Here is a 15,367-nt window from a genome sequence, read left to right as displayed (position 1 = left end):
GTGCCGGTCGGCAGGTCGGCGCACGGTGCGCGGTCCTCCACCTGGTGCGAGGATGCTCGCCCCGTGCCGAGCAGCATCCGGTCACCGGGCGGTCAACGGCGCACGGACCCGCCGACCTCGCACCGTGCGGGGTCCAGCACGCCGACGCGAGAGCGCACCGGAAGCGGATCAACCGCGCACCGTGCGTGGCGGATGCGCGCCGTGCCTCCAGGGCGGGTGAAGCGTGGGAGACTGTTGCGACCGTCCGACCCACCTGAGGAACCGTGAGCCCACAAGCATCCGCTCCGCTGGAGCCCGCAGCGACCCCGGCCGACGCGATCCGCAACTTCTGCATCATCGCGCACATCGACCACGGCAAGTCGACGCTGGCCGACCGCATGCTGTCGATCACCGGCATCGTCGAGGACCGCGCGATGCGTGCGCAGTACCTCGACCGCATGGACATCGAGCGCGAGCGCGGCATCACGATCAAGTCGCAGGCCGTCCGCATGCCGTGGGAACTCGACGGTGAGACCTTCGCGTTGAACATGATCGACACCCCGGGGCACGTCGACTTCTCGTACGAGGTCTCGCGGTCCCTGGCGGCGTGCGAGGGCGCGATCCTGCTCGTCGACGCCGCGCAGGGCATCGAGGCGCAGACGCTCGCGAACCTGTACCTGGCGCTCGAGAACGACCTCGAGATCATCCCGGTCCTCAACAAGATCGACCTGCCCGCGGCCGAGCCGGACAAGTACGCCGCCGAGCTCGCGCAGCTCATCGGTGGCAAGCCCGAGGACGTCCTCCGGGTCTCCGGCAAGACGGGCGTCGGCGTGTCCGAGCTCCTCGACCTGGTGGTCCGCCGCGTGCCGGCCCCCGTCGGCGACGCCGAGGCCGCGCCCCGCGCGATGATCTTCGACTCGGTCTACGACAGCTACCGCGGCGTCGTCACATACGTCCGCATGATCGACGGCACCATCTCGCCCCGCGAGAAGGTCCAGATGATGTCGACCAAGTCGACGCACGAGATCCTGGAGATCGGCGTCTCGAGCCCGGAGCCGAAGCCCACCAAGGGCCTGTCGGTCGGCGAGGTCGGCTACCTGATCACCGGCGTGAAGGACGTCCGCCAGTCGAAGGTCGGCGACACCGTCACCAGCGCGCAGAAGCCGGCGACCCAGGCACTGCCCGGCTACACCGACCCGAAGCCGATGGTGTTCTCGGGCCTGTACCCGATCGACGGCAGCGACTACCCGGTGCTCCGTGAAGCGCTCGACAAGCTCAAGCTCTCCGACGCCGCACTGGTCTACGAGCCGGAGACCTCGGTCGCGCTCGGCTTCGGGTTCCGCTGCGGGTTCCTCGGGCTGCTGCACCTCGAGATCATCACCGAGCGGCTGTCCCGCGAGTTCGGCCTCGACCTCATCACCACCGCCCCGAGCGTGATCTACGAGGTCACGACCGAGGACAACGCCGTGACCGAGGTCACGAACCCCTCGGAGTTCCCGACCGGGCGCATCGTCGAGGTCCGCGAGCCGATGGTGCGCGCCGCGATCCTGGCACCGAAGGACTACGTCGGCGCGATCATGGAGCTCTGCCAGCAGCGCCGTGGCTCCCTGCTCGGCATGGAGTACCTCGGCGAGGACCGCGTCGAGATCCGCTACGAGATGCCCCTCGGCGAGATCGTCTTCGACTTCTTCGACCAGCTGAAGAGCAAGACGCAGGGGTACGCATCGCTCGACTACGAGCCCACCGGCGACCAGGCCGCCGACCTCGTCAAGGTCGACATCCTGCTGCAGGGCGACCAGGTCGACGCGTTCAGTGCGATCGTGCACCGCGACAAGGCGTACGCCTACGGCACGCTCATGACCGAGCGGCTGCGCAAGCTCATCCCGCGCCAGCAGTTCGAGGTGCCGATCCAGGCCGCCATCGGCGCCCGCATCATCGCCCGCGAGAGCATCCGCGCCATGCGCAAGGACGTCCTGGCCAAGTGCTACGGCGGTGACATCACCCGCAAGCGCAAGCTCCTCGAGAAGCAGAAGGAGGGCAAGAAGCGCATGAAGACCATCGGTCGGGTCGAGGTCCCGCAGGAAGCCTTCATCGCGGCGCTCTCCGGCGACGTCGAAGAGAAGAAGAAGTAGCGCCGGTTCAGCCGGTGCGGCGGGCGCGGGCCCGCAGGGCGGCCAGGCCGAGAGCCGGGAGGCTCGCCGCAGCCAGTCCCGCCAGTGCGGTCCGCAGGATGGCCCAGTGGGCAGCCGCGTCGAAGTCGGTCTGTCGGCCCGAGGCGACCCCGGCGGCCACGGCGCCGACCACCATCGCGAGGGTCACCACCGCGAGGGCGAGCGGGAGCCGTCGCCCGGGGTGACGACGCACCGCGGACACCAGTGCGGCACCGAACAGCAGCACCCCGGCGCCGGCACAGCTGGCCCCGACGGCGGCGATGAGGTTCGCGGTGTCGAAGCCGGTCCACGCCTCGGGGGCGAGTGCGACGGCGGCGTACCGGGCGGGGGACGCCGCAGCCGAGGTCGTCACGTCCACCAGCACCCGGGCGGCGGCCGCCAGGCCGAACGCGACGAGCGTGAGCACGGCGAGGGCAGCGGTCCGGCGGTCGACGGACCGCGGGCGGGCGGGGGTGGTGTGGGGCACCTGCTGACGATAGCCGCGTGGCGGGCGCTTGTCGGGCCTCCAGTTCGGGGCGCACCGGCGCCGCGCCGGTCGGGCGGAGCTGAGAGGGGATCGGTTCGATCCGGGGCGGCCCGCCCAAGTAGCATGGCGGCATGAGCATCCGCGGGAGCTACCGGACCGCCCTGACGTACGGCGCGGTGGGGGCGACCCAGGCGTCGGACCTCATGACCTACCCGCCCGAGGGCTTCACCCCGGCCGAGTCGCGCGCGCGGATCGGACACGGCGACCAGCGGTTCGAGACCGCCGTGGTGCAGGCACTGACGTGGCAGATCCAGGAGCGCAGCGGCGTGCGGGTCCGCGTCGAGGAGCAGCCCGACGACGACGAGGTCCGGTACAACCCGGTGACCTTCGACGACGACGGCGTGCCGATCGCTCCGGCGTCCATCGGGACGCCCCGGGTCGAGAAGTTCGCACCGGACGGCACACCGCTGCTGACGGCGGGCACGAGCGCGACCCTGACGATCCACGCCTTCGGGCAGACCGTGCTGGCACCGGTGCGGGTCGTGTCGATCATCGACGAGCACGACCGCAAGGGCTTCGCGTACGGCACGCTCGAGGGGCATCCCCTCTCCGGCGAGGAGTCGTTCGTCGTCGAGCGCACCCAGGACGGCTCGGTGTGGCTGCAGATCCGGCAGTTCTCGCAGCCGTCGAGCGCGAAGTGGCGTTTCGTCGCGCCGTTCGTGCGCCGGCAGCAGAAGGTCATGGCGGAGAAGTACCTGGCGGCGCTGCGGGGCGACTAGGCGCCGGGGCCGCGCCTGTCGCGCGGGGGTCGTCGCCGTCGCGCCGGGCGCGACGCGCGTGGGTCGTGGCCGTCGCGCCGGGCGCGTCCGGCCACTGCTCAGCGCAGCGGTGGGAGCGCGGCGATCGCGTCCTCGATGAGGGCGGCGTCCTGCTGGCAGTCGCGTGCGACGGTCACGGCGTTCGTGTGCCGCAGCGCATCGACGTCGTAGACACCCGTCGCCACGGCCAGGAAGGGGATGCCCGCGGCGTCCGCGGCCTCGCCGTCACGCGGGGTGTCGCCGACGATCACCGCCCGGGTGCCGACCAGGTCGGCGGCGGCACGGTGGGTGACCCCCGCCCGCTCGACCTCGGTGTCGCCGAAGTACGAGTGCTCCCAGTCGAAGCCGTCGGGGTCGAACCCGGCGCCGGTGAGCTTCACCCGGGCGCGGTACTCCGAGTTGCCGGTGAGCAGCCCGTTGCGCCACCCGAGCTCGGCGAACCGGGTCAGGAGCGCCTTCGCTCCGGGGACGGGGCTGCGGTGGTCGCCGGAGGCGTGCCGTTCGGCGGTCAGGTCGTGCAGGTGCCGACTGACCGTGGGGATCAGGGTGTCCTCGAACGCGTGGGCGCGCACGTGCTCGGCGATGAGTCCGGCGTCGGTCCGGCCGTGCTGGTGCCCCACCCGCAGGGTGAGGTCGCGGCCCACCGCCCGCTCGAGGGCCAGGTGGTAGAGGTTGCCCGGGGACGACGCGTTCATCACGAGGGTGCCGTCGATGTCCCACAGGACCGTGGTGGGGACGGGATGGTGCTCCATGGCTCCCATCATGACGGACAATGGACTCCATGCCGAGTGCTCTCCCGATCGCCGATCCAGCACCCGCGGACGGCCTGATCACGCCGTGGGCGGCAGCGGGCCCCGCCACCGGCCCCGGCGCTGCTCCCGCCGCCGGTGACGTCCCGTTCGGCGTCTACGTGCACGTCCCGTTCTGCCGTGTGCGCTGTGGCTACTGCGACTTCAACACCTACACGGCCTCCGAGCTCCGCGGCGTCCGTCGCGACGACTACGCCGGCCACGCCGTGCGCGAGATCGAGTGGGCCGCGACCGTGCTCGACCGTTCCGGCGTGCCGCGGCGCCCTGTGTCGACCGTGTTCTTCGGCGGCGGGACCCCGACCATGCTGCCGGCGTCCGACCTGGCGATGATCCTGCGGGCGATCGACGACACGTGGGGCATCCTGCCCGGGGCCGAGGTCACCACCGAGGCGAACCCCGACTCCGTCGACGCGGCGTCGCTCGAGACCCTGCGGGCTGGCGGGTTCAACCGGATCAGCTACGGGATGCAGTCCGCGGTGCCGCACGTGCTCGCCACGCTCGACCGAACGCACGACCCCCTGCGGGTCCCCGTCGTCGTCGACCTCGCGAAGCAGCAGGGGCTCGACGTCTCGCTCGACCTGATCTACTCCACGCCGGGGGAGTCGCTCGCCGACTGGCGGATCTCGCTCGACGCCGCGATCGCGTGCGAGCCCGACCACGTGTCGGCCTACTCGCTCATCGTCGAGGACGGCACCGCGATGGGCCGCATGGTCGCCCGCGGTGAGCTCCCCGCCCCCGACGACGACCTGGCCGCCGACATGTACGAGCTCGCCGACCAGGTGCTCGGCGACGCCGGCTACTCCTGGTACGAGGTCTCGAACTGGGCGCGCGGCGACGGGCACGCGAGTCGCCACAACCTGTCCTACTGGAAGGGCCACGACTGGTGGGGCGTCGGCCCCGGTGCGCACTCCGCCGTCGCCGGTACCCGCTGGTGGAACGTCAAGCACCCGGCCGCCTACGCGAACCGGGTGCTGTCGGGGGAGTCGCCGGCCGCCGGCCGCGAGACCATCGACGACGAGACGCGGTACGTCGAGCGCCTGCTGCTCGCCGCGCGGGTCCGCGGGGAGCTCGCCACGAGCGAGATCCGCCAGGAGGCCCGTGGCCGGGTCGCCGGCCTCATCGCACGCGGGCTCGTGGACGGGTCGGCCGCGGTGCGGGGACGCATCGACCTGACCCTGCAGGGTCGGCTGCTCGCCGACGCGGTGGTGCGGGAGCTGCTCGACTGAGGGGCGTGCGCACTGCTTGCTGCCGAGTGCGTGCCGCTTACTGCTTGATGAACTCGATCGAGAGCGGGTAGCGGTAGAACTGGCCCTGGTTCGCGGCGATCGCGGCCATGATGCTGAAGATCAGCGACACGATGCCCGCGGCGAAGATGATCAGGAGCCCGACCCCGAACACCGAGGTGAGGGAACCGACCACGTAGGCGATCGCCATCGTGATGTGGAAGTTCAGGGCGACCCGGGTGTGCTCGCGGATAAAGCCGCCGCGGTCGCGCAGGACCAGGTAGGCCACCAGCGGTGCGACCACGGTGAAGAAGATGCCGCCGATGTGCGTCAGCGTCGCCCAGAGGCGCTGGTCCTCGGGGCTCATCGGCTGGGGCGGGGTGTACCCGGAGGGGTACTGGGGCCCGCCGGGGTACTGGGGGCCGCCGGGCTGCTGCGGCCCGCCGGGGCCGGGGCCGTACTGGCCCCCGGGCTGCTGGGGGCCACTGGGCTGCTGGGGCCCGCCGGGCTGCTGCGGCCCGCCGGGCTGCTGGTCGGAAGGGCCGCCGGGCTGCTGTCCGTAGGTCATGGCGGAAGCGTATCGGCCGGCCGCCCGGAAGTCCCGGGCCGTCAGCGGTCGGGCGTAGGATCAGCAGTCGACACGTCCGAGTGCCAGGTCGATCGGGAAGGAGACGCTCGTGGTCAGTGAACGCAGCCTCGAGGTCCTCAAGGCCATCGTGCGCGACTACGTGGCGTCGCGTGAACCCGTCGGGTCGAAGACCATCGTCGAGCGGCACGCCTTCGGGGTCAGCGCCGCGACGATCCGCAACGACATGGCCCTGCTCGAGGACGAACAGCTCATCGCGGCCCCGCACACCTCGTCCGGTCGCGTGCCGACCGACAAGGGCTACCGCCTCTTCGTGGACCACCTCGCCGGTGCCCGTCCGCTCTCCAGCGCGCAGCGGCACGCCATCGAGACCTTCCTCGGCGCCCCGAACGACCTCGACGAAGTCCTCGGGCGCACCGTCCGGTTGCTCAGCCAGCTCACGAACCAGGTCGCCCTGGTGCAGTACCCGTCGATGGTGCGCGCCCGGGTGCAGCACGTCGAGCTGGTGCGGCTCGGTGACGCCCGGCTGATGGTGGTGCTCATCACCGACACCGCCCGGGTCGAGCAGCGCGTGGTCGAGACCGACGTCGCGCTCGACGAGGACTCGCTCGGCGAACTCCGCACCGTGGTGAACGGCGCGACGGTGGGGCTCCTGCTGCAGGACGTCCCGACCGCACTCCGGGCCGTGCCGCAGCAGCTCCGCCCCGACGCCCAGACGCTCGGCGGGGTCGTCGTCGCCACGCTCATCGAGCAGGTCGCTGCGAACCGGCAGGACCGCCTGCTGATGGCCGGTGCGGCGAACCTGGCGAAGAGCGAGCAGGACTTCTCCGGCGGCCTCTTCCCCGTGCTCGAAGCGATCGAGGAACAAGTCACCCTGCTCCGCTTGTTCGGGGAGATGCAGGTGGACGACATCGCGGTGGCGGCCAGCATCGGCGTCGAGAACGCCGAGTACGGGCTCGACGCCACGAGCATCGTCGCCGGCGGCTACCTGGCCGGTGGCGAGGTGGCCCGACTGGGCGTCCTCGGACCGACCCGGATGGACTACGGCACGAACATGGCGGCCGTCCGGGCCGTCGCCCGGTACCTGTCCAAACTCCTGGGCGAACATTGACCAACCGACCGAACCCAACCGACTGAGGGATACGTGGCAGACCACTACGACGTCCTCGGCGTCCAGCGAGACGCCTCCGATGCCGACATCAAGAAGGCCTACCGCCGCCTGGCGCGTGAGCTCCACCCGGACGTGAACCCGGCACCCGACGCCGCCGAGCGCTTCAAGGACGTGACGCACGCGTACGACGTGCTGAGCGACCCCGAGCAGCGACGCCGGTACGACGCCGGACCGCAGGCCGACAGCCCCTTCGGAGGCGGTGCTGGCGGCTTCAGCGACATCTTCGACGCCTTCTTCGGTGGTGGCGGTGGCGGCGGACGTGGCTCCGGCCCCCGCAGCCGTGCCGAACGGGGGCAGGACGCCCTGCTCCGCATCGAGGTCGACCTCGACGAGGTCGTCTTCGGCACCCACAAGGACGTCGAGGTCGACACGGCCGTGTTGTGCGAGACGTGCCACGGCTCCTGCTGCGCACCGGGCACCAGCCCGCGCACGTGCGACATCTGCGGCGGGTCCGGGCACATCCAGCGCCAGGTCCGGTCGCTCCTCGGCAACGTCGTGACGAGCGCCCCGTGCGGCACCTGCCGCGGGTACGGCACCGTCATCCCGAGCCCCTGCCCGACCTGCCAGGGCCAGGGCCGCGTCCGCGCCCGTCGCACCGTACCGGTGGACGTCCCCGCCGGCGTCGACTCCGGACTGCGGCTGCAGATGCCGGGCCAGGGCGAGGTCGGTCCGGCCGGTGGCCCGTCCGGTGACCTGTACCTCGAGATCCGCGTGCGCCACGACGACGTCTTCAGCCGCGACGGTGACGACCTGCTGGCCACGCTCGAGGTCGGCATGACCGACGCCGTCCTCGGCACGACCACCACCATCGACGGCCTCGACGGTCCGGTCGAGCTCGAGATCCGACCCGGTGTGCAGAGCGCCGACGTCCTCGTCATCAAGGACCGCGGCATCACGAAGCTGCGCGGGAACGGGCGCGGCGACCTGCGGGTCGGCGTGCAGGTCGTCACCCCGACCAAGCTGTCCCACAAGGAACGGCAGCTGGTCGAGCAGCTGGCGAAGTCGCACAAGACGACGGCTCCGCAGCTCGCCCGGTTCCAGCAGGGCATGTTCGGCAAGCTCCGCGACCGGTTCTTCAACCACTGATGGCGTCGCTGTACCTCGTCGACTCGCTCGACGTCGTCGTCGGCGACACGGTGTCGCTCGACGGCGCCGAGGGCCGGCACGCGGTCTCCGTCGCGCGGGTCCGGGTCGGCGAGGTCCTGCGGATCGCCGACGGTCGGGGCACCGTGGTGTCCGGGCCGGTCACGGCACTCGGCAAGGACACGCTGGAGCTCGCGGTCGAGACCCTCGAGCACCACGACGCACCGCGTCCGTCGCTGACGCTGGTGCAGGCACTGGCGAAGGGCGGCCGCGATGAGATGGCCGTGCAGGCGGCGACCGAGATCGGTGTCGACCGGGTGGTGCCGTGGTCGGCTGCGCGCAGTGTCTCCCGGTGGGACGGCGCGAAGGTCGAGAAGGGTCGTGCGCGGTGGGCCGCCATCGCGCACGAGGCGGCGAAGCAGGCGATCCGTCCGCGCGTCCCTGTGGTGGCACCGCTCGCGACGACGGGCCAGCTCGTGTCGGCTCTCGGAGCAGGGACCGCACTCGTCGTGCTCGACCCCACCGCGACCGTGCGGCTCGCCACCTGGGAACCACCGACGGACGCCGAGGACATCGCGCTCGTCGTCGGACCCGAAGGCGGCATCGACGGTGCCGAGCTCGACCGGCTCGAGGCCGCCGGTGCGGTGCGTGTCCGACTCGGCGACAGCGTGCTCCGCACCTCCACCGCAGGACCGGCGGCACTCGCTGTCCTGCAGGCGCGACTGGGTCGCTGGTGAGCCGGACCCCGCCGTCGGACGCGTCCTACGATGGAGCCATGAGCACCAGCACGCCCAGCGTCTTCTCCAAGATCATCGCGCGCGAGATCCCGGCGACCATCGTCGCCGAGGACGACCGTGTCATCGCGATCGAGGACATCGCCCCCAAGGCCCCCGTCCACGTGCTCGTCGTGCCCAAGACGGAGCAGTACGCGAACGTCGCGGAGCTCGCCGCGGGGGACCCCGACCTCCTGGCCCACGTGGTCGCCACGGCGCAGCGCATCGCCGACGAGCGCGCCGACGGCCAGTTCCGACTCGTCTTCAACACCGGCGAAGCCGCCGGTCAGACCGTGTTCCACGTGCACGCGCACGTACTCGCAGGTGAACTGCAGGAAGGCACCCTTGCCGGATAACGAACCAGCACAGCCCACCGCCGCCGACGAACAGCCCGTCTCCGTCTCGCTCCAGGTCGACGGCATCGCCATGGTGCAGCTGCTCGGCCCCCAGGACCGACTGCTCAAGACCGTCGAGCGCCAGTACCCGGGTGTCCGGGTGGTCGTCCGTGGCAACGAGGTGACGCTGACCGGCCCCGAACGCGACGTCGCCCGCGCGAAGGCGCTCGTCGACGAGCTCGTCGGCATGGTCAAGCGCGGGCAGGAGATCGGCCCGTCCGACATCCCGATGTCCGCACGGATCCTCGACGACGACCGCAAGCCGTCCGACACCTTCGGCACCCCCATCGTCTCGAGCCGCGGCAAGTCCGTCCGGCCGAAGACCGACGGGCAGCGTGCCTACGTCGACGCCATCGACGAGCACACGATCACGTTCGGCATCGGCCCGGCCGGGACCGGCAAGACCTACCTGGCGATGGCGAAGGCCGTGCAGGCGCTGCAGCGGCGCGAGGTCAACAGGATCATCCTGACGCGTCCCGCGGTCGAGGCCGGCGAGCGGCTCGGCTTCCTGCCGGGCACGCTCACCGACAAGATCGACCCCTACCTGCGGCCGCTCTACGACGCCCTGAACGAGATGATGGACCCGGAGCTCGTCCCGAAGCTCCTGGCGGCCGGCACCGTCGAGGTCGCCCCGCTGGCGTACATGCGTGGTCGGACCCTGAACGACTCGTTCGTCGTGCTCGACGAGGCGCAGAACACCACGCCCGAGCAGATGAAGATGTTCCTGACCCGTCTCGGGTTCGGTTCGAAGATGGTCATCACGGGTGACATCACCCAGGTCGACCTGCCGGGCAACGTGTCCGGTCTCCGGCTCGTGACCCGCATCCTCGACCAGGTCGAGGACATCCACTTCGCCCGTCTCGGCAGCGAGGACGTGGTCCGCCACACCCTCGTCGGTCGGATCGTCGACGCCTACACGGTCTACGACGAAGAGCGCCTCGCCGAGCAGGCCGGCCAGCGCCCCGGCGGCCGCGGAACCGCTCCGGTCGGCAACCCCGACGGCGCCAACCGCGCCGAGCGTCGTGGGCGCCCGCCGCAGGACCGCGCACGGCCCCCGTACCCCCAGAACGATGCCCGAGGAGGCAACCGGTGAGCATCGAGCTCAACAACGAGTCCGGCGTCGAGGTGGACGAGGCCGCGATCCAGCGGCTCGCCGCGTTCGCCCTGGACGCCATGCACGTCCACGCCGACGCGGAGCTCGCGATCGTGCTGGTCGACGAGGGCGCGATGGAGCAGTTGCACGTGCGGTGGATGGACGAGCCCGGCCCGACGGACGTCCTGAGCTTCCCGATGGACGAACTGCGGCCCGGCACCGAGGACGACCCGACGCCGGCCGGACTGCTCGGCGACATCGTGCTCTGCCCGCAGGTGGCCGAGGAGCAGGCGAAGACCGCCGGGCACTCGAGCACCGACGAGATGCTCCTGCTCACCTGCCACGGCATCCTGCACCTGCTCGGCTTCGACCACGCCGAACCCGACGAGAAGGCCGAGATGTTCGGCATCCAGGGCGAGATCCTCACCGCGTTCGCCGCCCAGCACCGAGGGCGGTAGCCGATGGTCGTCGTCGCCGGACTCCTCGCGGTGGCGCTGGGGCTCGTCGTGCTCGGCGGGCTCCTCGCCGCGAGCGACGCCGCGCTCTCCGTGGTGTCCCGTGCCGACCTCGAGGAGATCGCCAGGGGCAACAAGCGCCGTCGGTCGATCGAGGCGATCGCGGACGACGTCGGCGCGCACGTGAACGCGCTGAACTTCTTCCGGGTGCTGGCCGAGACGGCCGCCGCTGTGCTCGTCACGATCGCCCTGGTGCGTGCCTTCGACAGCTGGTGGGTGGCGCTCGTCGTCTCCGCCGCGATCATGACCGCGGTGTCGTTCGTGCTGGTCGGGTCGAGCCCGCGGAGTGTCGGGCGGGCCCACGCCGAGCGGCTCATCGGTGCCACCGGCGGCATCGTCCGCGGGGTGCGCATCGTGCTCGGACCGCTCGCCGGGCTGCTCGTCCACATCGGCGACCGGGTCACCCCCGGCCGAGGCCGGAGCGCGTCCACGGTGTCGAGCGAGGAACAGCTGCTCTCCCTGGTCGACGAGGCCACCGAGAGCAACGTGCTCGAGGACGAGGACCGCGAGCTCATCCACTCGGTGTTCGAGTTCAGCGACACCCTGGTGCGTGAGGTCATGGTGCCGCGGACGGACATGCTCACCGTCGACGGCGCGGACACACTCGGTGTGGCCATGGAGCAGTTCCTCGCCGCCGGTGTCTCCCGCATGCCGGTCACGGGCAAGGACAGCGACGACGTGCGCGGTGTCCTGTACCTCCGCGACGTCGCGCGGTCGCTGTACGAGCGGCCCGCGTCCCGTGGCGAGCGGGTCAGCCGGCTGCTCCGCCCCGCCGAGTTCGTGCCGGAGTCGAAGCACGCCGACGACACCCTGCGGCACATGCAGCTCGCCAAGAACCACCTGGTGCTGGTGGTCGACGAGTACGGCGGAGTCGCCGGACTCGTGACCATGGAGGACCTCATCGAGGAGCTCGTCGGCGACATCTCCGACGAGTACGACCGCGCCGTCGTCGACCGCACCGAGGTCGAACCGGGTGTGTGGCGGATCTCCGCCCGACTGCCGGTCGACGAGCTCGGCGACCTGTTCGGCATCGAGCTCGACGACGACGACGTCGACACCGCCGGTGGGCTGCTCACCAAGGAGCTCGGACACCTGGCCGTCTCCGGCGAGACCGTCACCGTGTCCGGCGTCGTCCTGACCGCCGACCGTGTCGAGGGCAAGCGCCGCCACCTGATCACCGTGCTCGCCGAGCGCACCCATGCCCTGGCCGACGTCGAGGACGCCTTCGACGACGCCGAAACCACCACGACGGGAACCACGCACGCATGACCGACCCCGACACCACCCCAGCCGGCTCGGACAAGCCCTACCGCGCGGGCTTCGTCTCGTTCGTCGGCCGTCCGAACGTCGGCAAGTCGACGCTGACCAACGCCCTGGTGGGCGAGAAGGTCGCGATCACGTCGTCGAAGCCGCAGACCACCAGGCGTGCCATCCGCGGGATCGTGCACCGGCCCGACGGGCAGGTCATCATCGTGGACACGCCGGGCGTGCACCGTCCGCGCACGCTGCTCGGCGAACGGCTGAACGACCTCGTCCAGTCCACGCTGGGCGACGTGGACGTGATCGGGTTCTGCGTGCCGGCGAACGAACCCGTCGGTCCCGGCGACCGGTTCATCAACGACACGCTCGACCAGTACCCGCGCGCCAAGAAGATCGCGATCGTCACCAAGATCGACAGCACCTCGAAGGACCGCGTCGGCGAGCAGCTGCTGGCCGTCTCGAAGCTCCGCGACTGGGACGCCGTGGTGCCGACCTCGGGCACACGGGGCATGCAGCTCGAAGACCTGCTGGGCGTCGTCACGAGCCTCTTGCCCGAGTCTCCGCAGCTGTACGACTCGAGCGCGGTGACCGAGGAGACCGACGAGGAGCGCATCGGCGAACTCATCCGTGAGGCGGCGCTCGAAGGTGTCCGTGACGAGCTGCCGCACTCGCTGGCCGTCGTCATCGAGGACGTCGTCGAACCCGACGAGGACGACGACGCCGACGGGCCACTGCGCATCTTCGCGAACCTGTTCGTCGAGCGCGACAGTCAGAAGGCGATCGTCATCGGGCACAAGGGCGAGCGTCTCAAGGACGTCGGCTCGCGGGCCCGCGTCGAGATCGAGTCGCTGCTCGGTGGCCGGCACGTCTACCTGAACATCCGCGTGAAGGTGGCCAAGGAGTGGCAGCGTGACCCGAAGCAGCTCGGACGCCTCGGCTTCTGATCGTCGGACCCCTGCAGCCCGGGTCATCCGGGCGAGGGACGCGCTGGTGAGCGGTCCGCCGTACCGTGGACGGGTGTTCCGTCCGATGCTCCGTGCGCAGGTCATCACCGACCTGGTGATCGCCGTGCTGCTCGGCGGCCTCGTGCTGATCGCCAGCGGGCGCGGCATCGATGGTCCGCTGTCGGTGATCACGGTCGTCGGCATGACCGCCGCCCTGGCGCTCCGTCGGTCGTCACCGGGGCTGGCACTGGCCGTGGCGTGGGTGTTCGCGGTCTTCGAGATGGTCACGCTGCAGGTGCCGGACGTCTCGAACGCGTTCGTCGCGGGCGTGATGTACACGACGAGTGCGTACGGCAGCCGTCGTGTGCGGCTGGCCGGACTCGTGTCGGCGATCGTCGGTTCGGTGACCGCGGCGGCCTACCTGGGCTTCGACGACTACCAGAACCGGCTCACGTACGAGACCGCCTCGACCCCGCTGCAGGAGTCGCTGCAGGTCACGTTCTCGTTCTTCGCCGTCGTCCTGCTCCTGCTCCTGTTGCCCTGGCTCGCCGGGCTCGTGGTCCGGACCCGTCGGTCGGCGAGCATGAGCCGCGAAGCCCAGCTGCTCGCCGAGCGTGACGCCGCGCGGGCCGACCGGGCCGTGGCCGTCGAGCAGGAGCGTGTCCGGATCGCCCGCGACATGCACGACATCGTCGCCCACTCGCTCGCGGTCGTCATCGCGCAGTCCGACGGCGCCCGGTACGCGCTGAAGGCCGACCCCGCCGTCGCCGATCAAGCGCTCAGCACCATCTCGACGACGGCCCGGCGGGCGCTCGGTGACGTCCGTGAACTCCTCGGCGCGCTCCGGCACGAGCAGGGGACCGCGCCGACGCCCGAGATCGACGACATCGACCGGCTCGTCGACGAGATGCGCCAACTCGGGCTCGACGTCCGGGTGGAGCGCGAGGGCGACCCCGGCGGGTTGCCGACCACCACGCAGCTCGCGGTGTACCGGATCGTGCAGGAGAGCCTGACGAACGCGTACAAGCACGGCGAGCCGGGCTGTCCGGTGCACGCCGCCCTGACCTACCGACCGGACACGGTCGAGATCGCCGTCGTGAACCGCCGAGCCGACGACGGTGTCCGCGGCCCGGGCACGGGCCACGGACTGGTCGGCATGCGCGAGCGCGCCGTGATGACCGGTGGCACGATGACCGCAGGAGCCCGGGGCGACGACTTCGCGGTCGCCGTCCGGATGCCGACCGTCCCGGCCAGTGGGCAGATGCCCCGCGGTCGCATCACCCCCACCGAGCAGGAGCGCAGCGCCCGATGACCACGACCCCGACCGACGATCATGCGATCCGCGTCGCCCTCGTCGACGACCAAGCGCTCTTCCGCACCGGCATCCGGATGCTCATCGACTCGCAGCCCGACCTGCGGTTCGTCGGCGAGGCCGGCGACGGGGCCGAGGGGGTCGAGCTCGTCCGCCGGACCCGCCCCGACGTGGTGCTGATGGACGTCCGGATGCCCGTGATGGACGGCATCACGGCGACCGGCCACATCGTCGAGCAGTCCGGCACCGACGGCGCGAAGGTCCTCGTGCTGACGACGTTCGACTTCGACGAAGCCGCCGCCAAGGCCATCCGTGCCGGAGCGAGCGGGTTCGTGCTCAAGGACGCCGACCCCGAGTTCCTGCTCGCCGCGGTCCGCACCGTGCACGCCGGCACCGCGGTGTTCGCCGCCTCGGCGACCCGTGAGCTCCTGCGACGGTACGACGACTCGGTCGGACGCGCCGCTGCGGTGCCCGCAGCCTTCTCCGACCTCACCCCGCGTGAGCGCGAGATCTTCGACCTGGCCGCCCGCGGATTCAGCAACAGCGAGATCGCCCAGCACGAGTACGTCAGCGAGGCGACCGTGAAGACGCACATCTCGCGGGTCCTGACGAAGCTCGAGCTCCGCGACCGGGTCCGTCTCGTCGTCTTCGCCCACGAACACGGGCTCGTCACCAAGGCCGAGTGACGCCGGGTCATCCCGACGGATGACCCCTCCACAGACAACCGAGCCGAGCGGACGATCCACAGGAGCCGTCCGAGCGACGCGTG

Annotated in this window: 16 protein-coding genes; 13 read left to right on the top strand and 3 right to left on the bottom strand. The window is 71.2% G+C overall.

The window, feature by feature from the left end; translation table 11 throughout:
• The first annotated feature begins 263 nt into the window (after nucleotides 1-263).
• Nucleotides 264-2,111, top strand: coding sequence for a translation elongation factor 4 (gene lepA / locus QRN30_RS12130; RefSeq protein ID WP_056068283.1), 1,848 nt, complete (start codon nucleotides 264-266; stop codon nucleotides 2,109-2,111).
• Between the two features lie 7 nt (nucleotides 2,112-2,118).
• Here the strand turns inward: lepA and QRN30_RS12125 are convergent, their stop codons facing one another.
• The gene (locus tag QRN30_RS12125; RefSeq protein WP_284761140.1) at nucleotides 2,119-2,616 is read right to left on the bottom strand and encodes a hypothetical protein; all 498 of its coding nucleotides are present in this window, start codon (nucleotides 2,614-2,616) and stop codon (nucleotides 2,119-2,121) included.
• A 131-nt stretch (nucleotides 2,617-2,747) separates the two neighbouring features.
• On the opposite strand from QRN30_RS12125, the gene QRN30_RS12120 reads away from it, so the two are divergent.
• On the top strand, nucleotides 2,748-3,395 hold the full coding sequence (locus QRN30_RS12120) for a DUF1990 domain-containing protein (protein WP_017886666.1): 648 nt from the start codon (nucleotides 2,748-2,750) through the stop codon (nucleotides 3,393-3,395).
• 98 nt (nucleotides 3,396-3,493) lie between these two features.
• Here the strand turns inward: QRN30_RS12120 and QRN30_RS12115 are convergent, their stop codons facing one another.
• Nucleotides 3,494-4,186: an HAD family hydrolase gene (locus QRN30_RS12115; protein WP_284761139.1), complete on the bottom strand. Its 693-nt coding sequence runs from the start codon at nucleotides 4,184-4,186 to the stop codon at nucleotides 3,494-3,496.
• Between the two features lie 29 nt (nucleotides 4,187-4,215).
• Between QRN30_RS12115 and hemW the strand changes: the two genes are divergently transcribed.
• Nucleotides 4,216-5,469, top strand: a complete 1,254-nt coding sequence (gene hemW / locus QRN30_RS12110) for a radical SAM family heme chaperone HemW (protein WP_284761138.1) — start codon at nucleotides 4,216-4,218, stop codon at nucleotides 5,467-5,469.
• Nucleotides 5,470-5,506: 37 nt separating this feature from the next.
• Here the strand turns inward: hemW and QRN30_RS17650 are convergent, their stop codons facing one another.
• Nucleotides 5,507-6,034: a DUF4870 domain-containing protein gene (locus tag QRN30_RS17650; protein WP_017886669.1), complete on the bottom strand. Its 528-nt coding sequence runs from the start codon at nucleotides 6,032-6,034 to the stop codon at nucleotides 5,507-5,509.
• 109 nt (nucleotides 6,035-6,143) lie between these two features.
• Between QRN30_RS17650 and hrcA the strand changes: the two genes are divergently transcribed.
• The 10 genes from hrcA to QRN30_RS12055 all read left to right on the top strand — a co-directional run bounded on the left by hrcA (nucleotide 6,144) and on the right by QRN30_RS12055 (nucleotide 15,284).
• Nucleotides 6,144-7,163 (top strand): heat-inducible transcriptional repressor HrcA, encoded by a 1,020-nt coding sequence (gene hrcA / locus QRN30_RS12100; protein WP_017886670.1) that lies wholly within the window; start codon nucleotides 6,144-6,146, stop codon nucleotides 7,161-7,163.
• 33 nt (nucleotides 7,164-7,196) lie between these two features.
• Entirely contained in the window at nucleotides 7,197-8,309 is a 1,113-nt protein-coding gene (gene dnaJ / locus QRN30_RS12095) for a molecular chaperone DnaJ (RefSeq protein WP_017886671.1), read from the top strand.
• Entirely contained in the window at nucleotides 8,309-9,043 is a 735-nt protein-coding gene (locus QRN30_RS12090) for a 16S rRNA (uracil(1498)-N(3))-methyltransferase (protein ID WP_284761137.1), read from the top strand. The genes dnaJ and QRN30_RS12090 overlap by 1 nt, the downstream gene beginning before the upstream one ends.
• Nucleotides 9,044-9,081: 38 nt before the next feature.
• Nucleotides 9,082-9,435: a histidine triad nucleotide-binding protein gene (locus tag QRN30_RS12085; RefSeq protein ID WP_017886673.1), complete on the top strand. Its 354-nt coding sequence runs from the start codon at nucleotides 9,082-9,084 to the stop codon at nucleotides 9,433-9,435.
• Nucleotides 9,425-10,567 (top strand): PhoH family protein, encoded by a 1,143-nt coding sequence (locus QRN30_RS12080; RefSeq protein WP_042540165.1) that lies wholly within the window; start codon nucleotides 9,425-9,427, stop codon nucleotides 10,565-10,567. The genes QRN30_RS12085 and QRN30_RS12080 overlap by 11 nt, the downstream gene beginning before the upstream one ends.
• Nucleotides 10,564-11,025 carry an rRNA maturation RNase YbeY gene (gene ybeY, locus QRN30_RS12075; RefSeq protein ID WP_017886675.1) on the top strand — a complete coding sequence of 154 codons (462 nt, stop codon included), beginning with the start codon at nucleotides 10,564-10,566 and terminating at the stop codon, nucleotides 11,023-11,025. The genes QRN30_RS12080 and ybeY overlap by 4 nt, the downstream gene beginning before the upstream one ends.
• A 3-nt stretch (nucleotides 11,026-11,028) precedes the next feature.
• A complete protein-coding gene (locus QRN30_RS12070) occupies nucleotides 11,029-12,351 on the top strand; it encodes a hemolysin family protein (protein WP_017886676.1) in 1,323 nt (440 codons plus the stop codon).
• Nucleotides 12,348-13,286, top strand: coding sequence for a GTPase Era (gene era / locus QRN30_RS12065; RefSeq protein ID WP_214533367.1), 939 nt, complete (start codon nucleotides 12,348-12,350; stop codon nucleotides 13,284-13,286). Before QRN30_RS12070 ends, era begins: the two co-directional genes overlap by 4 nt.
• Before the next feature lie 73 nt (nucleotides 13,287-13,359).
• Nucleotides 13,360-14,598, top strand: a complete 1,239-nt coding sequence (locus QRN30_RS12060) for a sensor histidine kinase (RefSeq protein WP_214563133.1) — start codon at nucleotides 13,360-13,362, stop codon at nucleotides 14,596-14,598.
• Nucleotides 14,595-15,284 (top strand): response regulator, encoded by a 690-nt coding sequence (locus QRN30_RS12055; protein ID WP_017886679.1) that lies wholly within the window; start codon nucleotides 14,595-14,597, stop codon nucleotides 15,282-15,284. Before QRN30_RS12060 ends, QRN30_RS12055 begins: the two co-directional genes overlap by 4 nt.
• The last annotated feature ends 83 nt before the right edge of the window (nucleotides 15,285-15,367 follow it).

Source organism: Curtobacterium sp. MEB011 (assembly GCF_030209655.1).
Taxonomy (GTDB): Bacteria; Actinomycetota; Actinomycetes; order Actinomycetales; family Microbacteriaceae; genus Curtobacterium; species Curtobacterium poinsettiae.
Note: the sequence above shows the minus strand (reverse complement) of the source record. Positions and strands in the feature narration are given on the sequence as shown.